25 protein-coding genes and 1 pseudogene are annotated in these 23,874 nt (G+C 56.7%); 10 read left to right on the top strand and 16 right to left on the bottom strand.

The genetic code is table 11. From position 1 onward, the window contains the following. Nucleotides 1-143: 143 nt before the first annotated feature. Nucleotides 144-1,397, top strand: coding sequence for a hypothetical protein (locus DV532_RS25960; RefSeq protein ID WP_156675973.1), 1,254 nt, complete (start codon nucleotides 144-146; stop codon nucleotides 1,395-1,397). Between the two features lie 391 nt (nucleotides 1,398-1,788). Next, nucleotides 1,789-2,415 (top strand): hypothetical protein, encoded by a 627-nt coding sequence (locus DV532_RS25965; RefSeq protein WP_120715413.1) that lies wholly within the window; start codon nucleotides 1,789-1,791, stop codon nucleotides 2,413-2,415. Here the strand turns inward: DV532_RS25965 and DV532_RS30485 are convergent. Further along, nucleotides 2,406-3,443 carry a hypothetical protein gene (locus DV532_RS30485; protein WP_162948993.1) on the bottom strand — a complete coding sequence of 346 codons (1,038 nt, stop codon included), beginning with the start codon at nucleotides 3,441-3,443 and terminating at the stop codon, nucleotides 2,406-2,408. The two genes, DV532_RS25965 and DV532_RS30485, sit on opposite strands and share 10 nt — an antisense overlap. 27 nt (nucleotides 3,444-3,470) lie before the next feature. On the opposite strand from DV532_RS30485, the gene DV532_RS30490 reads away from it, so the two are divergent. Next, entirely contained in the window at nucleotides 3,471-4,445 is a 975-nt protein-coding gene (locus DV532_RS30490; protein ID WP_162948994.1) for a VWA domain-containing protein, read from the top strand. A 221-nt stretch (nucleotides 4,446-4,666) separates the two neighbouring features. Continuing rightward, nucleotides 4,667-5,536, top strand: a complete 870-nt coding sequence (locus DV532_RS25975; protein WP_082476909.1) for a hypothetical protein — start codon at nucleotides 4,667-4,669, stop codon at nucleotides 5,534-5,536. A 59-nt stretch (nucleotides 5,537-5,595) separates the two neighbouring features. Here the strand turns inward: DV532_RS25975 and DV532_RS25980 are convergent, their stop codons facing one another. Both DV532_RS25980 and DV532_RS25985 read right to left on the bottom strand, forming a co-directional pair. Next, nucleotides 5,596-5,844 (bottom strand): hypothetical protein, encoded by a 249-nt coding sequence (locus DV532_RS25980; RefSeq protein WP_056799689.1) that lies wholly within the window; start codon nucleotides 5,842-5,844, stop codon nucleotides 5,596-5,598. Between the two features lie 71 nt (nucleotides 5,845-5,915). Further along, nucleotides 5,916-8,036: a hypothetical protein gene (locus DV532_RS25985; RefSeq protein ID WP_056799687.1), complete on the bottom strand. Its 2,121-nt coding sequence runs from the start codon at nucleotides 8,034-8,036 to the stop codon at nucleotides 5,916-5,918. A 303-nt stretch (nucleotides 8,037-8,339) separates the two neighbouring features. On the opposite strand from DV532_RS25985, the gene DV532_RS25990 reads away from it, so the two are divergent. Next, on the top strand, nucleotides 8,340-9,023 hold the full coding sequence (locus DV532_RS25990) for a hypothetical protein (RefSeq protein ID WP_156675972.1): 684 nt from the start codon (nucleotides 8,340-8,342) through the stop codon (nucleotides 9,021-9,023). Nucleotides 9,024-9,080: 57 nt separating this feature from the next. On the opposite strand, the gene DV532_RS25995 is transcribed toward DV532_RS25990, so the two are convergent. Continuing rightward, nucleotides 9,081-10,388 carry a hypothetical protein gene (locus tag DV532_RS25995; RefSeq protein WP_056799681.1) on the bottom strand — a complete coding sequence of 436 codons (1,308 nt, stop codon included), beginning with the start codon at nucleotides 10,386-10,388 and terminating at the stop codon, nucleotides 9,081-9,083. 268 nt (nucleotides 10,389-10,656) lie between these two features. Between DV532_RS25995 and DV532_RS26000 the strand changes: the two genes are divergently transcribed. Continuing rightward, nucleotides 10,657-11,328: a hypothetical protein gene (locus tag DV532_RS26000; protein ID WP_056799679.1), complete on the top strand. Its 672-nt coding sequence runs from the start codon at nucleotides 10,657-10,659 to the stop codon at nucleotides 11,326-11,328. A gap of 171 nt (nucleotides 11,329-11,499) precedes the next feature. After that, on the top strand, nucleotides 11,500-12,213 hold the full coding sequence (locus DV532_RS26005; RefSeq protein ID WP_056799678.1) for a hypothetical protein: 714 nt from the start codon (nucleotides 11,500-11,502) through the stop codon (nucleotides 12,211-12,213). Between the two features lie 28 nt (nucleotides 12,214-12,241). Here the strand turns inward: DV532_RS26005 and DV532_RS26010 are convergent, their stop codons facing one another. Both DV532_RS26010 and DV532_RS26015 read right to left on the bottom strand, forming a co-directional pair. After that, the gene (locus DV532_RS26010) at nucleotides 12,242-12,892 is read right to left on the bottom strand and encodes a hypothetical protein (protein WP_120715416.1); all 651 of its coding nucleotides are present in this window, start codon (nucleotides 12,890-12,892) and stop codon (nucleotides 12,242-12,244) included. A gap of 99 nt (nucleotides 12,893-12,991) precedes the next feature. Then, nucleotides 12,992-13,420, bottom strand: coding sequence for a TM2 domain-containing protein (locus DV532_RS26015; RefSeq protein ID WP_120715417.1), 429 nt, complete (start codon nucleotides 13,418-13,420; stop codon nucleotides 12,992-12,994). A gap of 320 nt (nucleotides 13,421-13,740) precedes the next feature. Here DV532_RS26015 and DV532_RS26020 point away from each other — a divergent pair, with 320 nt between their 5' ends. Then, nucleotides 13,741-15,213, top strand: a complete 1,473-nt coding sequence (locus DV532_RS26020; protein ID WP_082476836.1) for a prepilin-type N-terminal cleavage/methylation domain-containing protein — start codon at nucleotides 13,741-13,743, stop codon at nucleotides 15,211-15,213. Nucleotides 15,214-15,548: 335 nt separating this feature from the next. Next, the gene (locus DV532_RS26025; protein WP_056799669.1) at nucleotides 15,549-16,082 is read left to right on the top strand and encodes a hypothetical protein; all 534 of its coding nucleotides are present in this window, start codon (nucleotides 15,549-15,551) and stop codon (nucleotides 16,080-16,082) included. 411 nt (nucleotides 16,083-16,493) lie between these two features. Here DV532_RS26025 and DV532_RS26030 read toward each other — a convergent pair whose 3' ends face one another. The 10 genes and pseudogenes from DV532_RS26030 to DV532_RS26075 all read right to left on the bottom strand — a co-directional run bounded on the left by DV532_RS26030 (nucleotide 16,494) and on the right by DV532_RS26075 (nucleotide 22,794). Then, entirely contained in the window at nucleotides 16,494-16,808 is a 315-nt protein-coding gene (locus DV532_RS26030; protein ID WP_056799667.1) for a DUF805 domain-containing protein, read from the bottom strand. A 77-nt stretch (nucleotides 16,809-16,885) separates the two neighbouring features. Further along, nucleotides 16,886-17,257, bottom strand: coding sequence for a hypothetical protein (locus tag DV532_RS26035; RefSeq protein WP_056799665.1), 372 nt, complete (start codon nucleotides 17,255-17,257; stop codon nucleotides 16,886-16,888). After that, a complete protein-coding gene (locus tag DV532_RS26040) occupies nucleotides 17,254-17,841 on the bottom strand; it encodes an RNA 2'-phosphotransferase (protein ID WP_082476907.1) in 588 nt (195 codons plus the stop codon). The genes DV532_RS26035 and DV532_RS26040 overlap by 4 nt, the downstream gene beginning before the upstream one ends. A gap of 83 nt (nucleotides 17,842-17,924) precedes the next feature. After that, nucleotides 17,925-19,019, bottom strand: a pseudogene (locus tag DV532_RS26045) (RNA-guided endonuclease InsQ/TnpB family protein). Nucleotides 19,020-19,594: 575 nt separating this feature from the next. Next, a complete protein-coding gene (locus tag DV532_RS26050) occupies nucleotides 19,595-20,140 on the bottom strand; it encodes a hypothetical protein (protein ID WP_056799660.1) in 546 nt (181 codons plus the stop codon). A gap of 13 nt (nucleotides 20,141-20,153) precedes the next feature. Further along, on the bottom strand, nucleotides 20,154-20,399 hold the full coding sequence (locus DV532_RS26055) for a hypothetical protein (protein WP_056799659.1): 246 nt from the start codon (nucleotides 20,397-20,399) through the stop codon (nucleotides 20,154-20,156). A gap of 2 nt (nucleotides 20,400-20,401) precedes the next feature. Next, on the bottom strand, nucleotides 20,402-20,902 hold the full coding sequence (locus tag DV532_RS26060) for a hypothetical protein (RefSeq protein ID WP_056799657.1): 501 nt from the start codon (nucleotides 20,900-20,902) through the stop codon (nucleotides 20,402-20,404). Between the two features lie 390 nt (nucleotides 20,903-21,292). Further along, nucleotides 21,293-21,637 carry a hypothetical protein gene (locus DV532_RS26065; RefSeq protein ID WP_056799654.1) on the bottom strand — a complete coding sequence of 115 codons (345 nt, stop codon included), beginning with the start codon at nucleotides 21,635-21,637 and terminating at the stop codon, nucleotides 21,293-21,295. A gap of 153 nt (nucleotides 21,638-21,790) precedes the next feature. Further along, the gene (locus DV532_RS26070; RefSeq protein ID WP_120715418.1) at nucleotides 21,791-22,348 is read right to left on the bottom strand and encodes a hypothetical protein; all 558 of its coding nucleotides are present in this window, start codon (nucleotides 22,346-22,348) and stop codon (nucleotides 21,791-21,793) included. Then, a complete protein-coding gene (locus DV532_RS26075) occupies nucleotides 22,348-22,794 on the bottom strand; it encodes a hypothetical protein (RefSeq protein ID WP_120715419.1) in 447 nt (148 codons plus the stop codon). The genes DV532_RS26070 and DV532_RS26075 overlap by 1 nt, the downstream gene beginning before the upstream one ends. A 494-nt stretch (nucleotides 22,795-23,288) precedes the next feature. Between DV532_RS26075 and DV532_RS26080 the strand changes: the two genes are divergently transcribed. Continuing rightward, nucleotides 23,289-23,774, top strand: coding sequence for a hypothetical protein (locus DV532_RS26080; protein ID WP_156675970.1), 486 nt, complete (start codon nucleotides 23,289-23,291; stop codon nucleotides 23,772-23,774). Nucleotides 23,775-23,874: the final 100 nt, after the last annotated feature.

A 23,874-nucleotide genomic window follows, 5' to 3' on the forward strand; every position in this document is an offset into this window, starting at 1 on the left:
CAGATCGGGAATGCCCAGCTACTGCCGCCCCTGCGGGGATTTGTGCTAGGATCGGGGGAGTCCTGAAGGAAAGGTCAATTTTTGAGGCTAGCACAGCAATGACTACCAAGCTCAACGTAATTCCCCGTCAAGAAAACAACAGGATGCGTGGACTCATCCTCAGTGGCCGTGCTGGCATCGGCAAGACCAGCGCCCTGATGGCCCTGGTCAGTGACGGAGAAGAGTTTGTCCGTATCCCGATGGCCTCGCGCAGCGCCGAAGACTTCGGTGTGTACCCGGTGCCTGACAAGAAGTTCAAGCATGACGCCGAAGGCAAACGCCTGAAAGACGCCGACGGCGAGGATGTGTCTTTCTGGACAATGGCTCAGCCGCTGATCGAATCGCAAATCATCCCGCTACTCAAAGAAAACATCAAAGGTGGCTACGGCGTTCTGCTGCTTGACGACGTGACGCTGGCTGACCCGCGTCTGCAGTCCGGTCTGCTGGAGCTGGTGCAGTTCGGTCGCATCGGCGACTTCGAGCTGGGCGAGAACGTCCTGATTGCCATGACCGGTAACGGCGTCGGCGACGGTTGCTCTGCAGTCGAGTGGAACAAAGCCCTGCTGGGCCGCTCGATGTTCGTTGAATACGAGCCGGACTTCGATGCCTGGCTGAAGTACCCCTGCAACGTAAACCTCGATCCTGCTGTTGTCGGCTTCCTGAAGGAGCAGGGCTCCTTCTTCGCCCCCGGTGCGGATGACGACAAGTATTCGGACGAGAACGGCAAGACCCCGTCGCCACGTGACTGGACGTCGCTGGGCCTGGAGTTCGCCAAGTGCGGTGGCGTGCGCAACTACACCCCACGTGCCTTCTGGCCAACCGCTTCGAGCTTCGTTCGCTCCATGTGCGGCAAGCCTGCCGGCGATGCGTTCAACATCTTCGCCACCATGCTGATGGAGTACCCGACCTCGGAAGAGATCCTTGAAAATCCAAAGGTGTGGCGCGATCTGCCGGAAGAAAAACGCAACCAGATGGGCTGTGTCTTTGCCATCGCCACCTCGCTGCGTGCGACTGTCATCCGACTGAACGACAAGATCAACGATAAGCACGCCAACTTGCAGGGTGAGCAGGCGCGTGAGGCCAAGGAAGAGCTGACCAAGAAGATGTGCTACGCCACTGCGGCTCTGATGTCGGGCAACCGCGAAATGGGCGCTTTCGTGGTGCGTGATGTGATGGCCAACCAAATGGCGGCCAATCTGGGCAAAAGCGAAAAAGACTCCACCCGCGATCCATTCGGCTCCATCATCGCGAAGTGGGTTTACAACCTGAAAGGTTTGAATGATCCAGTGCTGCAAGAAGCTCAGTTTGACAAGGTGATTGACGACATCAAGCGCATGAGCGCATCGCTCAGCAACTGAGCAACAACTGCATTGTAAGCCCTCCTCTGGAGGGCTTTTTCGTTATTAAAGAGTTGTGATTCTAGAATTTTGTTATAGAAAGGCGTTGGGGGAGACAGGATCAAGGGCGTGTTTGGGGGGTGCGGGGGAGACGACGGGACGGAGGGAAGGGTGGAGCGAAAAAGCGGAAAAGGCCGAAGCGAAGCCAACACCATCGCTGCCAAACTTCCGGTCAGTGTCGGACAACATGTGTGGGCGCCAGCCCTGCGAAGGCTTTTTGCTCTCCCCTTCAAATCACTGGTCGGTGTCGGACAACATTCGGCCCTATCAAGCAATTTACGTTAAAAAGGAGTAGAATGAAGCGAAGTGCACATGTCAGACTGAATTATGACATTACAACAAGGTTCGCATCATGAGTGACCAGGCCACAACCATCAAGCCCGCGATGACCGAGAAGGGGCAGTACGATAAGGATTTCCTCGACTACATGCGTGTGGTCTTGATGGAGCTTCGCAACCACAACCCGTTCTTCGGGGTGTTGGCCACTGAGATGTGGATTGCCGGCCCCACTGACAGCATCCCAACCATCGGGGTCTCTCCGAAGGGCGTGGTGGTCTACAACGAGGAGTTCATGAAAAAGCTCCCTGTAGGGGAGATGATCGCCGTTCTGGTGCACGAAGCGCTGCACGTAGCCTTGGACTACTGGAAGCGTTTCGAAGGTCATGATCCGGAGATCGCCAACTGGGCGCATGACTTCGCCATCAACTCGATCATCATCAAGGGTATGGCGACAATCCAGATCAAAAAGGTCAAAGGCGACTCGTACTCGATCACCGTGAAGCTGCCAGAAGGCGGCCTGTATGACAGCAAATACGACAACAACTCCGGCGAAGAAATTTATCACAAACTCTATGAGGGCGTGAAAGAGCGCACCAAGCAGATTCGCGAGCAGCTCAAGAACGCAATGGGCGGTGGTGGCCAGCCGAGCGCCGACCAACAGCGCGAGGAAGCAATCAAGGCCGAAACTCGTCAGTCATGATCGACGGTATGCGTGTTGTTGGTAAAAAACGTGAGCGCCTGCAGAAAGAACTCGGTATCTACAAAGACCTCAATGCCGAGCGCCAAGAGTTTCGTTCGCTGCTCAAGAACAATGATGGCTTCTCCATGCGGGATAACCTTGGTGAAGTTGATCGCGCCAACAACAACCCGTTCGAGCAGGACGGCGTGGCCAATGCCGACAAGAAGGCCGGCAGTTTCGACCACAAGGCGCCGCAACAGCCAAGCTCGCACACCCACAACCCGTTCTCGGAAGCCAATGAGAAGCTGAACAAGCAACTCATGGAGGACTTCAAGGAATACATGGGCAAGGAAGTGGAGCGCATCACCTGCAAGGTTGACGGTGAGCCCGAGCCGACCACCAAGGAAAACAACCTGCGCGAGCTGGACGAGGCCATGGGCAAAACCGCCGACGAATACGTCGACGAAGTTACCAAGAATCCTCAGCCAGAGGTGGAGGGTGGTAACGACCAGCCTCAGCAGGGTCAGGACAACAGCGCCGAAAATGGTAACCAGCCTGGGAATGAAGGCACCGATCCAGGGCAGGGCGAAGGGCAGCCAGGTCAGGGTCAACCAGGTCAAGGTCAACCAGGTCAGGGTCAACCAGGTCAGGGTCAACCAGGTCAGGGTCAACCAGGTCAAGGTCAGCCAGGTCAGGGTCAGGCAGGTCAGGGTCAACCAGGTCAAGGTCAACCAGGTCAGGGTCAACCAGGTCAGGGTCAACCAGGTCAGGGTCAACCAGGTCAAGGTCAGCCAGGTCAGGGTCAGGCAGGTCAGGGTCAACCAGGTCAAGGTCAGCCAGGTCAGGGTCAGGCAGGTCAAGGTCAGCCAGGTCAAGGTCAGCCAGGTCAGGGTCAGCCAGGTCAGGGTCAGCCAGGTCAGGGTCAAAGCTCGAATGGCCAGCCTGCTCAGGGCGCTCAGAGTGGACAGCAACCGGACGGTGGCCAAGGGCAGGGCAATGGCCAGCAGGGCGCCCAGGCGGGTCAGGAGGCTGGACAGGCTGCAGGCCAAGGTTCTGGCGCAACCGGTGAGGGCCCAATGTCCCAGGGTCAGGCTAAGGCCGACGTGGCGGATGCACTGAAAAATCTCGAACAAGAGATTCAGAATGCCCTGCGCGGCAAGGAAAACTCGACTGGCCTCGAAAAGGGCATGGCGTCGGGCCAGAACATGATGGAGCAGGGTGCCTGGCAGAAAGCGCTGCAAGAGATGGCCAAAGAGCTGGGTGCAGGTGGCATGCAGGGTGACATCAACATCAACTGTGATGACATCGCCGGCAACCCGTTCAAGGGGGAGACCCCCGAGAAAACCCAGGAGCGTAAGCGTCAGATGCTCAGCCAGGCGGCTCGTCAGGACAAGATCCATGGTGGTAACGGCTGGGGTAGCCTGCCGAACTGGGCCAAAGATGAAATCAACGGCATTCTGAACCCGCCGCTGCGCCTGGGCCAGAAAATCAAGAAGGTGATCGGCAACTATGGTCGTCCTGACAGCGCGACCTTCAAGCGCCCCAACAAGCGCAACAGCTTCCGTGAGTACACGCCGCTGCTGCCGGGCAAGAAGAAGAACTCCTCCAGGATTTACATCCTGATGGACACCTCTGGCTCGATGTTCAACGAAACGGACAAGGACAACCTGCGGATGGCGATGGGCCTGGTCAAGCGCCTGGCCTCCTCCAAAGGCATGGAAGTAGTCGTGGTGCAGTGTGACGCCGGCTTGCAGCGGGTGATGACCACCAAGGAAGCCCTGGCCCAGATCGAGCAAGGCAAGTTCGAGGTCAACGGCGGCGGTGGTTCCGACTTCTCCGAAGGTTTCGAGTACATCTGGAAGGAGATGAAGGAAAAGGATGCTCTCTACGGCGCCCCGATCATCGTCTTCACTGACGGCGCAATCACGGTGCCGGAAATGCCACCCAAGCATCTGCCTCGGCACCAGACGCTCTGGATCACCACACCAGGGCAGAGGGCACCAACCAGTAAATGGGGTGAGCACCTCATCCTGGCTGACCTCAGCGGTTAAGGACAAAGCCCGGCGAAAGCCGGGTTTTTTGTGTCCAAATATCTTGCGTTTGAACAAGCTTTTTGTGCTGTAATCATGACAAAAATGTGATGGACATCTGGCCGGCAGCTCTCCAATATTAGTGTAAATGTCTGTATACTCGGGCCTTCAGTCAATATCTTCTGGCCTCTGTGGAGTAGACACGCACTAGGAAGCAGCCCGGAACCTATACAGCAGTCATGATGATCTATCTATTTTTCCCAGTATTGCTGCTCCTGACCATCCATTTGCAGAAGCTGCAGGTCAATCAATACGCTACCCGCTACCTGACCTCAGCTACCCTGAGCCTCACTGGTTTTTTGCTCATGGCTGGATATCTGTGCGTACGGCAAGCGCCGGTCACCCTCGATTTTCTCAGTGACTATCGTTTTTGGGTAACTCAGGTCGGGCTGCTGGTCTTCGTAAAGACCCAGATCAAGGCCCGCAAGCTCAATGAGAAAAACCTCACCGTCTTCAACTTTGCCAATTTCCTGATCGATGCCCTGGTGCCTTTCACCTCTGTCCTGGTGGTGTGGTTCTTCGGCATGCAGGGGACAATCGAGGCGCATGACCGAACCTGGTTCGATCGGGGCTTGATGAGTGCGATCATCGTGTCGCTGCTGATCCTGTTCTACCGCAGCAAGATCAAATCTCGCGAGTGCAATCGCCCAGGCCTGCTGCTGGGGAACTGTGTCCTAGGTGCGGTGGTGCTGATGATGCAGGGCAAAATGATCCAGCAATACGACCCGGCAAGCTTTCAAGCAGCAAGCTCCCTGATCATGCTGGTGGTGTTCGGCTACTTCTCCCTCAGTCGCAAGGAGTATCGGCGGTTCGACCCCAAGCAGTTCACGCCATCAGTGGTGTCCCAGTTGGTCATCTGCCATTGCGTCACGCTGGTGCTGGTGCTGATGATCGTTACCCAGATCCCTGCCGAGAACTATACCATCATCCGAAACAGCGGCCTTGTGCTGGCGGGTTACCTCTATGCCCAGGCACTTGAGCACAAGAAGCTCTACAACTGGCAGGACTGCCTGATCCTGTGTGGAATCATTTCGGTGGCTGTGCTGATTTAATATACGGCTTCAAGCCGAGTAGGGGGCGCTGCGGCGCCCTTTTTTACGTCTGAACGGGCTTACTGCGGGGTTGTGCTCTGGCGACTGAGAAGTCGGGAAGTCAGGCCTTCAATCGGCAAGTTGATTAGACGGTCAATCCGAAGACCTGCATTCATGTTCTGAATGATCATGATAGCCTCGGAGACCTGCTGAAAGTCCTCGTCCTGACCAACCTGATTCGCAAGTCGCCTCAAGTCGCTCGCAGCCTTTTCCAGGTTGCTTGCCATGGCTGCCAGCGTGCTCTCAAGTTTTTCCGTGTACGTGCTCATATCAAGGGCTCCCGCTGGACTTGTTTTCGCGTCAGGCCTGGTCACGCCAGGCACGATTGTTGTTGTGAAGGCTAGTTGTCTTCGCCCGCTTTTTCGGATGCTTCTGGCTCAGGGTCGAGACCAGGGACATGATTACGGAAGGGGTACACATAGCCGCTTTCCGAGAAGTAGCCGAACGCTTCAGGCCTTGGAGCCGTCTTCCTGATGTGGTTGACGGCGCGGGTGGACATGGCCACGCGGATGTTGAACAGGTAGTGCTCTTCCCATGGGTTCTGCAAGGCCCAGGCAATGGGGTCGATACGGGAAAGCAAGTGATTGCCCGTGCTATCCGTCTCGACATGCCAGTGCTGCAACACATCGGGCAGTTCATCCACCTGGGTGTTGGTCAGGAAGGCCAGGTCTTCTTTGCACTGTGGGCTGATGCCCAGGATGTAGCTGGAAGTCGAGCCATTCAGATGGCAGTAGGGCACCTTGGCCTTGCTGTTCCAGCCTTGGTTTAGGGCGGTTTTCGCCTCAAAATGGCGATGCTTGCGCTTCCATTCCTCGTGGGTAAGCATCTCGGTCAATTGGTAGCGCAGGTGTCCTTCCTCTGTCTTATAGGTGCATGTTGCGCTGAAGCGCTTGTTGCCCTGCGGCAGCTGATATTCGCCCCAGACCCCTTCCGTATGGGCCATGGCGTACACGCGTTCGATGTTGGCTTCGATGCGGGCCCGGTACCAGGCCAGAATCTCTTCTTTGCGCGCCTCGAACTCCCTGTCCGCCAGGCGCTGGATTTCCATGGCCAGGTTGTGGCGTGCAATGAAGATCCGGTCGGCGGCCAGCTTCTCACGGGTGCCGAAGGAGGAGCTATCCAGATGGCGGATCGGGTAACGCTGCTCCTTGTCCATGATGCTGTTACCCAGACCACGGCGGTCAGCTACTGCCAATGCAGTTGGCGCATCCTCGTTGGCAGAGGTGATGTAGATGATGGTGGTGCCAGTGCTCAGCATGTTCATGGAAACCTCGTGAACACGGTGTTTATAGCGCTCGATCATCCATTCATTGTGATTGCCGCCGTCTTTTCCCAGCGCGGATACCAGATCACCTTGTGGCGCAGCGACGTCTTCAACGGCCAGCGATGGCAAGCTCAAGCCTTCGTACTGAACCACCGGCAGTCCTGCAGACGATGCGCGCTCGATGAGGGTGGATTCCACCCGGATCATGTCACCCGTATAAGACAGCTGCTGAGGCTGTGCCGGCTGGCGCCAGAAGCGTTCCGCAATCAGCTCGAACATCAGGGTGATCCAGATCACTTCGTGTGGATTCAGATCCTTCAGGGCACTCAAGGGGAAGGCTTGCTGGTTGATCGGCACAATGCCAGCTGCGCCGTTTTTGCGTTCAAAGTAGATGCGCCCTTGCTCTTCATCGTACTTCATGTCGGTCAGGTGGTAAGGGAACCAATTTTGGCACACACGTTCGCCAAACTGCTTGTCAGGGCGCCGCGACATGTATTGTTGCAAGGGGTGAGCGTTCTCCGGCACGTCGGAGAGGGTGATGACGTGACCACCGTTGCGAATGGAGAAGACAAAGTACGACTGGAAGTTGTCAGGGGTTCTGATCAGGTTGATCGAAACCCCCGAGGGCGAACTGCAGACACACTGCAGCAGTGAGTTGATGTTCCAGAACTGAAAGACCTCGCGGTTGTAGCGGGGCCGCACACCCTCAGGCTCGGGCTCTCCGGCGAGGAAATGGTCGACCCGCAGGTTCTTCATCGAGCGCAGGGCATCGCGGCGCAGGAAGCCCATTTCGTAGTCGTTTTCGATCAGGCTCATGACCTCGGGGGTATCAGCCTGATAATGACGCACTGCCTGGCGGGTGGTCAGCTGGAAGTGTCGAAGGTCTTCGAGCATTTCGGGGTCTGTGACGATGGCACGCAACTGGCCAGACCTGGCCAAGAAGTCGTTGACCTTGTCCGGGTCGGTCAGCATTTCACTCACGGTGAAGTGCGTGCTCTTGAAGAAGCTGTCGGCAAAGTACCCCAGCAGCAGGAAGCCGGTGATGTTCTGGTCGTCGAGCTCAAGGCCTTCGCGAATCGCGTTGCTCATGCGATTGATGTCCCAGTCACGCACGCGACCCTGGCTGCGGCGATCATCGAACTCGGTGAGTGACACCCAGAGATTTAGCGCTTGGACAAGGCGTTCGTGATTGGTCATGGGAAAGCTCCGACTTAGGTATACCGAATATACCTTATATTGAGGTGATGTCAAATGCGTGTCAAATTGACCCTTTGTTTGAGGCTATGCAAAACTTGAAGTTACTTTGACGACAGGCGTCTGCATTGCAGGGGCTGGAGAAATTACATGCAGAGATATAGGACATGGGTGGCGGCGTTGGCGCTGGCCTGCGTATCGGCGGGTGCGTACGCCGCCAACGAAATCCGCCTCGCCGCCCCGATCATAAAAGGAAGTGGGGGATCTGGTGGCAGTGGAGAGCCGCTTGCAGAGAATGGCCGATGGGTGCCTAATGATCCGCTGCTTGGCGAATGGGTCAATAGCGGCGCAGCGGAGTGCTCCATCTGGTCGCCAGCGGTAGAGACCCAGGTCAATCGGGTGGAGTTCGTCCAGACGGGGGATGCTTGCTCTCAGGTGCAGATCCGCAGTGTCCAGCCATCGGAATACAATGATCTGACCTACGAAGTGAGAGCGGTCGGGGAGCCTTATACCGAGAGTCAACGCATCGAAGTGGCGCCGCTAACCCAGAAGGCCAAGGGGACGCTGCAGGGCGACTTCATGGATATCCCGAGAAAGTACCGTATCTACGAAACGAACAACGAATATTGGGGCTTCGCTGACCTGTACTTCGGCAGGGAGAACTTCTCCAACGGGGCGCGGATGGGCAGTGTGCGCTACTCCGACTACACCAAGGCCGGGGTCAAGGGGAACTACATGCTGATCCTGCAGTTGTTCGACAACCCAGGCTTTGCCACCAACGCCGAGGCGGCTGCGTACATCAAGAGCACCTTCGGCGATGTGTACGTGCCGGCGCTGGGCGTTACCCTGGAGTCAAGCAAAGCCTCGTTCAAAACCAAGGCTGAAAATGACCTCCAGCCGTTCTGGCCGCTGACCAAGGCGCAATTTGAGGCCATGGGTGGACGCACCACCGAAGGCTCCTTCCGGATTGTGTTTACCAATCCCCAGTAGCTCAGCTTGGCGCCAGCCTGCTGCGCCTGGGGTCGGCTGGCGCGGACACCCTGGCGCTTAAAGCCCGAGGTCTTCTGCCAGGGCGCGATCCAGCTGGGACTCCAGCTTTTGGAGGTACCTTTTGTCGCCTGTGGCGCGGTATAGGGCGTTCCAGTGAACATCCTGGGTACAGAGGGGTTCTAGGATTTCACGCGGCTCCTGGCGTATCAGGTGATTGATCTGGCGCAGTTTGGCTTGGGCTTGCCAAACGGTAGGATCCTCACCGTATTCAACGGCCTTGGTCATCAGTTGTTCCAAGTACAGGGCGTGGCGCTGCTCGGGTGTCATGGAACGGTAGACACTTAAGGCGGCCTGCTTACTGTATTCCTTGAAAGACTGGCCAACATCCGTCGCCAGATGGGTGCTGGTTTTGGCGAAACGCTCAACCAAGTCCTCATAGTTGAGGGTCGCAATGTTGAGAATGTCGGATCGCGAAATCCCTGCCTTTTCGAAATCAAGCATCAGATTGACCATGAGTGCGTGCTGATCTGCATTGATCGCAGCCTCCATGCGACTTAAGAAGCCAAAATCCAGGAGCATGCCGCTGTCTTCCTTGCCCAGCAGCTCCAAATACCCTGGCAGTAGAGCGATCTTGTGATCCACGGACGGGATAGTGGTGTACTCAAGCTTGCTTCCCCGTATCTTGCAAGGGGCAGCTGGGTTGAGGAGGGCCATGTGCTCTTTGGAGTACAGGGCCGATACTTGATTCTTGTAGCGTCTGACCATCTCCGCTTCGCTGATGGATGAACCATCGGGCAAGGACACCCGGATGTTCGACAGGGGATCATAAGGCACCTGAGCCAGAGCCTTAACCGCTGTACTGGGGTCGCATTGCTGCAGTTTGGCGAACGCTCTGGGGTTGTCATCCATGACCACCTTTAGCGCAAAATGGTACTTCCCTGTGCAGTAGAGCATGAGAAAAAGGTCGAGGCTGAGCTCGCCGCAGTTTTCAAATTGCTGCACATAGTCGACCTCTACTCGATTCGCCAGCAGGCCGACCAATCGCGAAATCTGACCCAACGGGAGATTGTCATTGAGCGTGCAATGCTTCAGCTGGCCGATGTCTTCGACTGCCACCAACGCGACCGTCATGCACAAGAAAGGTGAGCATAAGCGATCGGACGAGGAGAGTGAATCCTTGCCGAATTGGACTTCAAAGATGGCGTTGTAGACCTCACTGAGATTGGTATTACCGTGCTCCTGCACAACCTTGGAAAAAAAATCCATTGCCTCCCGCTGATAGCTGCCGTCGCGCAACCGATCAGGATCAAGCCCCGAAACTTCTTTGATCAAGGCGTAACTGGGCAATGTCGCAGGAATGTTCATGGTGACGTCTTCTCTGGGCTTTCCACCATCATAGGGAGTGCGAGCGTATGAATCCAAGCAACTTTGGAGATTCCGGGCATCGCCAGGCCGTGGTTCCTTGAACGAGCGGACGCCGACTGGTATTTTGCGAGGGTATTGCCGACCAGGGCTTCAGACCAGCCCCTCACCTGATCAACCTTAGGGCAAGGCCCTCCAAAGCATTTCCGGGTACGGCGACCCCTGCGCCCCGCCATTTAACAATCATCAAAGCAATCAGAGCACTCAAAACATGGACTTTCGCATCACCACCGCGTCAGCGCTATTGGCTGGCATGCTGCTTTTCACGTCCACCCTCGCGGGCGCCGCTACGCTGCAGGAGCAGGCAAAAAGCCTTGAGCACTCGGTCAAGACCGTCGAGCAGCGGCGCAAGGAAGCACTGGCTGACCTCAACATCCATGTGCTGAAAGCCTACCGGGATGCCATTCAAATCACGTCCGTGAACACCGACGTCGCAGAGGTGTTCGATCGAACTGTACGGGTGCGGGTGGTGGTCACCTATGCGGTGGATTTTGAACGCGCCAGGCAGGTGAGAAGCACCCTCAGCCAGTACTTCACGACCAACACCGACAAGGAGGTTGGGGTGGAGCCGTACGGCATGATCTACACCAACTTCGACGACTGCGTTGGCCAGTTCTGCGCGGTGAAGAAGGAGACCACGCGCTTCCTGAAGAACTCGGGGGTTGGTATCAACGTCTCCTTCCTCGGCAATTGGGAAACGGGGCTGCTGATGAACGGGAGTGGGCGCTACGAGCTTAAGCCCGGAAAATACACCTTCCTGATCGATGTGCCGAAGCACAAGATCAAGGGTGACCCGAAGCCGGTGGTAAAAGGACAGATTTACGATGTACATTATTGCGATGGAAATGGCGCCTGCGATGGCGTGACCTTCTCCCAGCGATAATTCCAGATGTATGGGTAGGCCAGGGCGGTGGTGTGACGTCCTGGACAGTATTTAAATCAGTGGGTGATATTTTGTCCTCACTCAATTGGACGGTATTGAAATTGTCGAATAATAAGAAAATTGAGGTTGTTCAGGTGGAAATGGGGCGTGGAGTAAGTGCTGGCATCCAGGATGCAGCTGCCACACCCCGCCCGACAGATGGCTGTTGCGGTCTCTGCTCAGGGAAAACCGAGGCAGGCCATGAACAGTCGGAACCTCGCAAAACCTGTGCATCCAGGGGTCATGGCCATGCATAAAAAACTGGTGGTAGGGCTGTGTTTTGTTGTCACTGCCGGGATGCTGGTTTTCACCTGGATGGATACCGCGCCCTACCGACAGGCCCTGGCGAAAGTCCCCCAGTCCATGCCGGTAGCCGACATTCAGAAAGGTTATGATGAGGCCACACTGGAAGCGACCCGGTTCACGGGGTGTACGGGCATTGGCGGGTTCGGCCTGCAGTACAGTGCAGAAGAAAGGGCCTGTTTGATCCAGGCAATGGATCAGACCACGGGCGTGATGGGAGCGATCATGTATGGCACCACTGCCTCGACATGGGTGAGGCATCAACCGGCTGACGAGGAGATTCGTGCTGCCGCCTTACGATCGATCGAACGGGGTCGAGCGGCCATGGTCGCCACCAAGGCCTGGGCCTATGATGCGCCGCAAGCCTTGGCCAAGGCCCATGACCAATCCCTGTTGCTCAGGCTTGCTCACGGGCGTATGAATACGGGTAGCCGGTTCGTCGATGATGCACAGCGACTCGATACCCTGGAGTTTTCGCTATTGATGCCGGCAGTCAGTTACCGGCAAAGCCAGTGGTTGAAGGCTGAGTTCATTTCCAAGTAACCAGGGGCAAAGCCCTGCGGTAGGCTGCTCAACCTGGATTGGGCGGGCGTGCCCGTCGAACCCAGGCGAGTGCTGCAGGTGGCTCAGCGCGGCGTGTCGTCAGCGCCCACAGCTTGTCGGATGTCCTGGAGGACACAGCGCCCCAGCAGTGTCTTGAGGCTGTGCACGATGTTCTTGCCCGCCGCCTCGCCATCCCCACAAAGGGGGTCAGCAGCAGGTTGTGCTCGATCAGGAAGTTCTGTACCGGCTCCAAGGCATGCCAGTTGTTCCAGGCGATCTTGTCTGCATCCTCTAGCTCCGCCAGACGCGCCAGCAGGCGATTGATTGTAGGCCCATCAAACAACGGCTCCAGGGGGCCTACACGGGTGTAATAGCCAGGCTCAGGGTGGAACTGATCGGACTCGGTGTATTCATGAAACGTCTTGCCCTGACGGCTGACCAGGGCCCGCCAGGCGCTGGGTGCAGGTTGTGCCAGGGCGGGGGCTTCAGCACGCCCGTTCCACGCTTCCAGCAAGTCATCATATGACTCTGATTTGGCCTTGAAGTACGAGCCGCACGCCAGGCAGTGGCAAAAAGGCCCAATGTTCATTTGCAGGCCCTGGTCGATGTAGACCTGGAAGCGCACCTGATCCTGATCCGCATTGCCACAGCTTTTGCACGGTTGCAGATTTGGTTGCATGGAATTCTCCAAAAAGAATGTGATCAGCCAATTATTGCGAAAATCGTTTTTGGGTACAAAAAACCCCGGCTCTGCCGGGGCACTTTGAGGGCCTGGAAATCAGTAGGGCGCGTATTGGCGCTCGATCTCGCGCTGGGCGCGGATGTACTGGAACTCGGTCAGGGTCTTGTCTTCGTACTTCTTGTCGTTTTCGACCAGTTTCTGATCTTTCAGGAATTGGGCATGGGTGCGGGTTGCGTAGTAGTTGCGGGCCTGGGCAGCATTGTGGGTGTCAAAGGGCATCCACAGAGGCCCCAGGAAGGGGTAGAGGGGCAGGGTCGTAAAGGCTAAAACATAGTTCCCCGAATAGAAATAGCCGACCATTGGGAGTATGCCCAGCCCTGCAGCCAGGGCTTCGTTGCGTTCGTTCACCTTCAGACCCTTGGCCTCGTAGGTCGCCAGCTCTTGTTTCTGGCCTTCGATCAGCGAGGTGGTGCAGCCTTGCAGGGCAGTTGCGAGAACCAGCAGCGACAGTGCTTTTTTCAACATGGGAACCCCCGGACGTCAATGAGGGCCTCAGATTATTGGTATATTGCCAAATCGTCAATACTCGCAAAAAGGAGTACTGATAGTTTTTTCATGCTTTTCCTGGTATGAGTCTGGTTTTCCGGTTGCAGGCTTCACACCAGCTCCCTTTCCTTGGGCGAGGCTTGGGGTCGATACGAACAGGGCTGATTGGCACAGCCTCAGCCTCCGTCATTCGGGTGAAGACCTTGAGGAAGAGGCGATGGTTGGTTGGCACAAAAGAATGCCATTGTCGGTCGATTTCTGTATCATAATCTCAGCAATAAAAATATTTAGGGCCTGAGATGAAAAATGGTATCTATCGGCCTCCGCCCCAGCGTGGAGTCACTCTTCTTGAGATGATTCTTGTCATGGCGCTGCTGGCGATCGCCACCCTGATGGGGTTAGAGAGTCACCAGGCCGAACTTGAGCAAGCCCAAGCGCGGGCCGTGGGGCTTAAGCTCAGTCAATACAACAATGCTGTGCGCAGCCTGATTTCCAAGACACCAAGCTTAGCAGCAGGGCAAAAAATGGGTAGCGCCTGGCTGAAGAGCACGGAATGTGGTGGGCCTTTCACCAAAGGTAGTGAATTTCTTCCCTGTGATTTTCCCGCCGCCACGGTGGCAGATCCTATCAAGTATGGCCAGCTCAGCATCAATTCGACCATTGATGTTACCGGTACCGGCAGCGACAAGCGCATTACAGTTACGACACTGAGCGCCCCATTTACTGTCATGGAATCTAATCGCAAGAAAGTGCGCTCCGATCTGTCGGGTTTGGCTGCGATTACTGCCGCCTCTGCGACCGAGAATGGCTATTCAGCGGGCTCCAGTTACAACTCAAACCCGGCTGATGGACGCATTACCATGGTGGCCAGCAACAAGCCAGACAATGATGTGTGGCTGCGCACCGATGGTAGCAACAAGATGCATGCCAACTTGCAATTCGATAATGCCGATCCGCTGGGACGACAGATAGTCGGTGCGTCCAGAATTCAGAACCTTGCTGGCCAAATGCTGTACCTAGGCGCCGCGTCTGGTATCGCCGCTGCCTGGAGTAGCGGTGTGGTGGTCGATGCCAATACCGAGATCATTGGTGATGTATTGATGAGGCGGACGTTGAATGTGCAGTCCAATGCATCGGTGTCGGGTTCTGCGACGGTCGGGGGTAATGTTGCCGCAAGCGGTAACGTCACAGCTGCAGCCAACGTGATAGCGGGTGGCAGTGTGGGCGCCAGCTCCAACGTCACTGCGGGAGCTGCTGTGATGGGGCAGTTGTTCTACGATTCCAACAACACTGCGTTCTACCTTGACCCCGACAAGTATAGCAATCTCGCTAATCTGCAAACCCAGTCACTTTACAACACGGGGACGATGACGTCGTTAGGCCGCATTACCGCCAACGAATACGTGGATCTCAATGGCATCGCCTATGTTGGCCAGCTCTGCCCCAAGCGAGGCCTGATCGCGAGCGATGCCAATGGCAAGACCTTGTCGTGCCAAGACGGTGTGTGGAAAGCCGGTGGGGGAGGCTCCAAGGTGCTGACAGGGTTTGTGACTAATGGCCAGCAGATCCCAATCCCTGACGGCGCCGACCCCTCGTCGTGCACCTGGTCATCGGCGAGTGCAACCAACGCCCACCCAGGCTCACGCCCAGACTACGCTGGAGGCAACTACTCAATCGTGGGAGCTGACAGAATCGTGACGTGCGGGTTCAAGGACAAAGGGGCGGTCATTGCGGGCGGCTACTGCAGCTTTGTCATCTCGTGCGAAGGTTGATGGAGGGATTGTAAGTCCCTGGGGTAATACCTAGAAGGCAGTGTCTACATCAGCGTGGCCCTGTAGCGCACCCATAAGAAGAAGCTGGCCAGCATTCGCGCTGATAACCGGCTTTTCGAAATTCCGGCCAGAAGCCCATGACAAATCAAAACCTTCTGCTCTTAGAGGCCGGTGGGGGTATCCGCTTCGTAGCCCTCAGTAAGAGGTCGGGCAACCGGTTACCGGCTAGTCACACAGCGCTGCGGGCGATTTTACACAGGGGCTGGAGTGTGTCACCTTCCTGGGTGGTGGCAGCATGCCGCCCACTTTATTGTCCAGGTAGAAAGGAGCTCAAAGTGCGTGACACCATCGAGCCTGTTGATCCTGGTGGAGTATCAGGCAATCAGGGCCAAACCGGGGTGGCTGGAAGTGTGAGAAGCCTGAAGCGGACGAACCAGCCGCCTCAGATGATCGCAAATATTGGCCCCGACATCCTGGCGCTGGTTGCCAAGGCTGAGCGAGCCATGGGTGATGTCCAGCAGGTGGGAGAGTGGCCCTTGAAGTCCAGGCTCATCGGAAAGCTGTTTGCTGATCAGTCTCCCTCTGTGGCCAGACAAGTGGAGATGGCCCTCGGCAACCTCGGCGAACCATCGAGCATTCAATGCATCGTTGGATGGCTTCGCGTTATGGCGGAGCTGGCCAAGACCAGCAATGCCAATCTTGAGGGGGTAGACCACCCTAGCGTGAGGGAGGTGCGTAACCTCAAGTTGTCCGGGATGGATTTGACAGTCCCATCAACGTTCAACGCCATGGAATTTGCCAGTTTCTCGGTACTGGGTGACGTGATGATCAATAGCGACGGGGCTATTGCCTTTGGTGGCTTGGCATGAGCATCACAGGTCGCGTGGCCGATGATTTCTGTGTGCCCAGAACGCTGTATGACATCGAGGGGCCGAATGCCAGGGTAACAGAGCGCATCACGTGCCTGGACTGGAGGGTGCTAGTTGTATGGGGGCGGGTCGCTTGCAGGGGGCGTGAGGAGGAAACCGCGCCCTTCTATTGCTATACTTTGCGTGCACAATCGCAGAGCAAATGCGTTAATGATGGGCAAAAAAATACCCTCAACGGCGAGGGCGGCAGGCGATTTGCTTTCTAGTTATTGTGTGAAAAGTATACCAGGGTTGTTTTGATGCGGCAATATATTGATAACCCGAATATCCGGTCTGACAGGCATGAAAAAGCCGGGGCATCCCGGCTCATCTCAGTGCTCAACAGCTGGTAGGGGCTGTCCCCGCAAGCAATCAGAGCGCGTGATTGGCGGCGGGCTTGCTGATCTGCGCCCACATGATCCACAGTGGAATCCAGCCGACCACAGGCACGAAGTACAGCAGGGTCAGCAGCGCATGGAAGCCAGCATCACGCAGGCGGCGTGCCGAGATCGACAGCACTGGCAGCAGTGCCAAGGCCAGGTAGATGGCTTCCAGGCGCTTGTTGAGGACGAAGAACACGATTGCGATCACGGCATGGATGGCGTAGAACTCCCAAAATGCTTTGCGATCGGTCTTGCCCGTGAAGTCCAGCAGGTTCTTGTAGGCGTTGATGTAAGACTGAAACATGTGTCTTTCCCTCAATGAGTGTGTGGCGCGAATTATAAGCATATTGTGCTGGACTGACAATTGCCCAGCAATATTCTTCAAAACCGTATTTCAGCAATTCGTTGCGCGAGGAGCGGATCGTCAATCGCCAGCTCCAGGGTGAATGCATCGGTGCTGATTTCAAGCAGACGTGGGCCCAGGGAGGCATCTACCACTGTGCCGTTGGTTGCCGACCATGAAATCACCAAGTTGCCGTTGTGTTCAAGGAAGACTGCAAGATCCTGCCCCGGCAGAGGCAAGGTCTGGCTCAGTGTCGCCAGGCTTTCCAGTGACTGGGGGTTCATGGGCAGGGCGTCGCGGCCATCCCAGCCAGCCTCAGCCGCGCTCAACCGCTGCAGACGATCGCCAACCCGATCCCCTAGCTGGTGGCGCAAGATGGCAATCTGGTGGTCGATGACTGATTGGCTCATGCTGGGCCATCCAGGCCTTCAGGCTCGTTTCGCAGGCTGACGGTTTGCAAGTAGCGGGGCGGCACCACATCGGTCAACCAGACGTTGTTCTCGCTCAGGTAGAACGCGTGACCATCGGCGAGCATGGCATTGCAGTCTACGTTGAGCAGCACTGTCTTGCCTTTGCGGCGCTGGGCAACACGCTGGGCGGTTTCGACATCCGCTGACAAGTGCACGTGCTGGCGGGAGCGAGGATGAAGTCCCTGCGCCATGATCGCTGGAATGAAGCCCTCGATGGTGCCGTGAAAGAGCCTTGCGGGCGGAGTGGCAGCCTTGAGCTGCAAATCCACGTCAATGGAATGCCCCTGCAGCGCCCGGATTTGCTGGCCGTCTGGGGAAATGGCGTAGCGGCCCTTGTCGTTGTGCGCCACCACCTGCTCGATCTTCTCGCGGGACACGTCGCCCAGGTTGGCGGGAGCGTGCGCCACGATGTAGTCGATGCTGCCCCAGCCCTGCTTATCGACATCCAGCTGTATCAACTGAGGCTCGTGCCGAAGGATAAGGGCAAGAAACCGACTGAGGTTCTTGAATTCGCGTTCTGCCATGCTGGCCATTGATTGTTTCCATATTTGAATGCTGCGGCTCCTGACCACTCCCCTGACGGTACCACCTTGACTTCCTCCCCGCCCTAAAGAGCGGGGATTCCTTCTGCAAGCGCCTGAAGTCCCAGGCGGGCAATGTTTCGTGCGGCATTGACGTCGCGATCATGAACCGATCCGCAACTGCTGCATGTCCACTGCCTTATTCCAAGTCCGGCCCTACCTTTCGGACTGCTGGGCGGATTAACGCCACAGCACGAGCACGCTTGGGTTGAAAACGCTTCATTGACCTCTGCAAACACCACTCCCTGCCTCATGGCCTTGTACTGGAGTTGTGTTCTGAACGTAGTCCAGGCTGCATCGAGCACGGACTTGGCCATGCTGGTTTTGGCCAGGGCACTGGCGTTCACGTTGCCAACGAAGATGGCGGCATGATTTTTCACCAGAGCGGCGGTTTCCTTGTGAAGGGCATCTTTGCGCTGGTTGGCGATGCGGGCGTGGATTGCCCGCACCCGTTTCTTTTTTCTGGCTCGCTGAGCGATACCCAGCGCTGCCTGGGCCTCGCGCTAGCGGCGCCTGGGCTCGAAGGCCTGGCCGTTGGAGTACGTGGCCAACGCCTTGAGGCCGAGGTCGATGCCTAAGACCGATGTGTCAGCAGGTACCCGCTTTTCCTCGACCTCAACTCTGACCGCCACGTTGAGGTACCAGCGGCCCCGCGAGTCCTCATTGAAGCTGCCGGCCTTCAAGGTGTACTTCGACAACCCGTAGGAATCCCATAGGCCTATATTGATACCGTTGAAACGCACCTGGCCATTTCGATAGGTGACGGCGCGGGCCTTGAAGGGCACCCAGCCCAGCGAATATTTGGGGGATTTTCGGTCGCTGACGCGCCAATTGAGGCGCTGGCGCTTGAATTGGCGTAGTCGGGTGGCGAATTCCTCACAGACCTGCTGCTGAGTGGCCGACCCGATGGTCACGCCTTCGCATTTTGAAAAGCCGTTGGTGAGTTTTTGCAGATCGAACCCGGAAAGCCAGGTTTTGGGTTTATTGCAATAGCGTTTGAGGCTGCGAAATTGTGTTTCGTTACAGAAATTCCACACCTGGTTGACGTCGCGAGCCATCGCAAGCATCGCTTTGGCATGCTTGTCCTTAATTCGCAGTTTTAGGGTCTTGGTAATTTCCATAGTGGAAATGTAGCATGTATTGAGTCGCCCGTATAATTTCGAAGACCAATTCCACTACGGTCGCCTGGAGCGACTGTGCTCTTGACCTCGGGCTGAACCCCGAGGCTTCTCGCACATCTGGTGACGATTTTCGGGTCAATTCCCTTCTTGGCGCAGATCCGAAGCTGTTTTTTTGCCGTCAAATGCCCCCGTGCTTTTGCTTTTAGGAATGCTGTTTGTCTTTTACCAGGCTTTTGCACTGGCTCTGCCGTTGAGGGTGAGCTTGTGCTGTGCGGCCATTTCGCTGCCGGCGAAAGGCCGATTCCATGGCGCATGGGGCTGAGCCTGGGTACGCGGTGCGTCCTGCTACGATGATACGGGGAAGCTCAGGCTGGCGGTGATGGTCTTCTACAGCGCCCAGGTGCCGGCAGAACAGGGCGTCAGGAGCAGGGCATCAGGGCAGAGCAAAAGCGCTGGGGGAGAAAAACGGACGGTCGTGTTTGGGGGTTGTAGGGGATGGGCGTGTCCTGAAGCGGCTTAAGCGAAGCCGCCAACCGCTCTCGCTCAAACCTTCGGCCAGTGTCGGACAACAAGCCTTAGCCGGTAAACATTCGCTTGAACTTCGCCGTCATCTTGGCCTGGGTCATGCGAGGGAATAGCTCCTCTCGGGCAGCGTCACCGTACTCAAGGGTCAGGACGGCTTCAACGACCGTGTCGATCAAGTCCTTGAGTTTCTCGGCGCTGAAATGCGCATCGTCAATATCAGGCGCCTTGCCAAGGATGCGTCGCAGTGTCTGCCTGTCGTCCTGCAAGCTTTTGAGTTGCGCTTCGGCAGCGCTGATCTTGAGCGTCAAGCCAAGGTCAGTATCAAGCATGCGCAAGACGTCAGGGGCGCGATAGGTGGGAGGCAATGACCACCACTCAAGTTGCTCAAACAACTCGCCCAACTTGGCCGACAGCAGCATAACCTCCAGGGGGGTGTGCTGGGCGGGATCAGGCTCTCGCAACAGCTGAATGTCGCGCTTCACCAGTGCCATGAGGTTGGCCAGGTGGGCGATATGATTCTGGAGCGCGGCGAGGTGTTCAGCCATTTCCTCAGGCCTCATCCCGGACAACCTGTCGTACATGTCGTTGGACGTCATGAGCGATGCCTTCTTAGTCGTCATCCGGGTCGTTGGCACGCACCCTGTCATAAGCGGCTTTGGGATTGTCGCTTGCCAGCTGGGCCAGCTCGGGGGAGAGGGCCTTAAGTGCATTCCAGGCGACAGCGCGGTTCTTGTGCTCGATATTGAAATACTGAATTTCCGTCAAGTACCGCAGCGCTTCCTGCAAGCGTTCGTCGGTCAATGCCGGGATCTCAGCCCTGGGCACATAGGCGACACCGTCGATTAGGACTTCCATGGTCACACCCCTTCGCCAGAGGCGGACAGGGTTGAAATCAGGTGGCCGGTTTTCGTGCGCCACTCACGCCCATACCTGAAGTACTGCTTCATCAGCCAATGCTGAACGGCGACACGCTGTTCCACACCCTGGTCAGGCAGAACCACGCCAGCGCTGAGCAGCTTGGCGCCCTGCTCGGCAATATCGGTATCGTTCAGGGCCAGGATCTTTTTGAGGTCGGCTGTCAGGGGCAGCTCGGGTACGCCGCCTGGAACAAACCCTGTATCAATGGGTGAGCCGCAAGCTGGGCAGAATTTGTAAAGGGTTTTGAACCCGATGTGGGGAAGGGCGTGGCGTTTTGTCGCCTCGTTCCACAACTCGATCATCCCCTCGAACTTCAGCGCCTCCACCGCCCAGTCGCGAACCATAACCTCCTTGCTGCCAATGTGGCCAGCCAGGCACATGCCTTCAGGGCAAGGTGTGGTAGGTGCCGCAGGTTTGGGGTTCTTACGGGTGACTGACATGGGAGACTCCTGTGGCTCAATTGCGTCAGGCATCGGCGAAACGTGGCGCTGGCCGATACGACCAGGTGCTGCGCTGGTTGCGACAGGTCATAGGCCTGTAGCGCCAGCGATTAGGCCGTGAGTATAGAGATACAGGCTGGACACCGTCAATTTGTCGCTAACGCCCGATAGGGCGTTAGCAGGTAATCCCACATTTTGGGCAATTGCAAGCAATCCCGTGAATGCAGGGGCCGTGGGAGCTTCGCCCGGTGCCATGGCAGCGCGGACATTGATCATGCAGGCAGGGCCTGAATGGGGGGTTGTTTGCCTCAAGCGATTCCAGGTGCTTGCGCTGGCGCTCACGCAAGTCACGCTCATACGTGGCGCGGTCGATCTCGGACATTTGGCAGCCTATTGGTCGGATTGATGGGGGAACAGAACAAGTAAACCAGGTTTCGGCGCATAGGAGTCTACCGCGACGAAATAGCCTTTTCCGTCGTCGGCATTGTACTCCATCAGCATGAAATCGGAGTCGTGGCGTACCAGCAATTGACTGAGTTCAGCCCAGGAGGGGCGAATACTTCCCTGAATTTCGAACCAGGCGGTGTCAGAGCCGGCGCCGGGGAAGAGGTGGCTGGGCAGGTTGTCGTCACTCGGCGGCGTGCAGGGGCCAATCATCAGCGAAAATTCGCCAGAATGAGGCTGCGGTTGCTCCGCTGTGTCGATACCATTGCCAATTTTACTGGAAACCATCATTAACCCACTGTTTTTATTGTAGTTATTGGAAAGGTTGCGGGATATAAGGTGTCTCCTGTTGCACATTAACCCGGTTAAGGTGCCGCCAGGTGCGTTTTAACTCGCCAATGACTTTCATTTGCCCGGCACCATTTGCGAACCCTGCGTTGCGGGTTAGCGATCGCATTCGGCTTGCTCCAGCGAGCGGACTGCGCTGGCAAAGGGACGCTGGGGTAGGTTCGCCCCTGTGTAAACACCTTTCTCGGAATGACCATGGGCCGTGCGCAGAATCCCGGCCATTCCACCTTGGAGAACCTCATCGGTGTCCAGCGACATCAGGTCGCTGCTGATCGTCCCGAAAGCCAGCAGGTCGGGGGTGTGCTCGTCCAGTTCTTTGCGGTGAGCTTCAAACAGCGCCAGATCTTGACGGAAGCAGTAGAGGTACACCGAGCCGAACTCCGGATCCGATTCGAGCAAGGTGTGCTCAAACACCGACCAGTACTCTGGATCACCCTTTAGGGCAAAGATGTCGCCGATCAACCGGGTCTTGTCATAGCCTGCCTGATCCCTTTGCTGGGGATTCATGTACAAGGCGGCATGACGCTCCGCCAGGTGATTGAGGACGGTGCCAGGGGGCTGATCAGTTGGGGCGATTTCGGGCGCTCCCAGGTGGATGCTGCGAAAACGCTTGAGGTCTTGGTGGAAGCTGTGGGGGCTGACCTCACGCTGCATCAGGGCCTGAATGAACGCAGTTTTGTAGGGCGGATGACCCAGGCCCAGGATAATCCGCGACCCATCTGCTGCGTGTTCCGGGTGCTTTCACAGGGGCTATTGGCCACGTATAAGGCCGCATCGCCTTCAGCGACTTGTTCAATCGTCTGGCATTCGAAGTGGAGTGGATCCGAGCTGATCAGCGCGTGAAGCTGATCGGTCAGGCGCTCCTGATAACGGGCACGGAACTCTCCATAGCTGGTAACGCCATGTTGCTTGTCGACCCTGTGCAGGGTTTGGTCAAATGCCTGCCGGTAGTCCGGGTGCATTTCGTAGTTCTGGTAGAGCGACAGAACCTGCGCTGAATGATCAGCGAATCGTGGTTTCAAAAACATTTTTGCGAAAAGACTCGCGTGCAGCTCGGCGCGGTGCGCCAGGGAGCTTGGGGTAAGAGAATGTGCAGACATGATCTATCCGAAAAGACGAGTTGATCTATTTTCTAGGATAGGGGGCTGGGTGTACAGGGCTGCATCGATTAATTGCTATATTGACAGGATGGCTATGCATGGTCAAGATTCATGCTACATTCAAGTAGTGATTTCTCAGATGACCTTGCTGGGTGTCAAGCTCGGCGCGGATCGGCCAGGCTCTGGATGACCCTGCTGTTCAATACTGGAGGTGGTTTATGGATCGCTATCAAAACCTTTGTGAGTGCGTACAGCTCCAGCTGACACCTGAGGACGAGCTGCGCCTCAGAACCGCACATATCAGTGTATATGAGGCTTTCGCTCGCGAGGTGGTCAACAAAGGCCTGCGTCCGCTGGTGATTGACCCAGATTGTTGCGCATGCGGCGGATCAGGCTGTGTTGAGGAGCGGGATGCTGCTTAAGGCGACGGTTTGATGCCCCATATGCAATAGCTTATATTGGCATCAGGATTACGCTTATGTTGGTTATTGAACATGAATTTGTCTGATCTAGATGCCCCGGCTGAAAATTCTCATGTCGGCGCTATGGTGGGCCTCACACTGCTCTCGTCGATGGCGCGTGGCAATGTCGATGACATCACCCAGGCCTTGATCGGCACCAGGGACTACCACCTGCGCTGCGCGCTCTACTTTGTCCTGAAGGGCGAGCGATTGCCCGAGTCTGTCCGCGACCTCATGGATGCTGAGGTGACGGTGGAGCTTGCGCGGATGAAAGACCAGTACCGCGCTGCTTGTCTGCATGCCCTGAACCTGGTGCAGCACCAGGAGGCGAGGCAGCAACATACGGCTGACCAGCGGCGCTTTGACCAGGCCGCCGTCAAATTTCGCGCCATGAATGCGCCAGCGCCAGAGGGCACGGTGGATGAGCTGGCCAAAAGACACGGGGTGTCGAAGAGCCATGTCCGCCTGCTCAAGCGTGAGAACCGCCTGCATGAGTTGACCGGGGCAGCCTCGCAATAGCGTGCACGCGAGCAGGTTCCCGCACTGCATGAACCCGCAGGCCTGTGTGGTGCCGAGAGGTTGATTGCCCAGATAGGGCGGCTCTGCCCATAATAGGGCA

It is taken from the genome of Pseudomonas sp. Leaf58 (assembly GCF_003627215.1).
Classification (GTDB): Bacteria; Pseudomonadota; Gammaproteobacteria; order Pseudomonadales; family Pseudomonadaceae; genus Aquipseudomonas.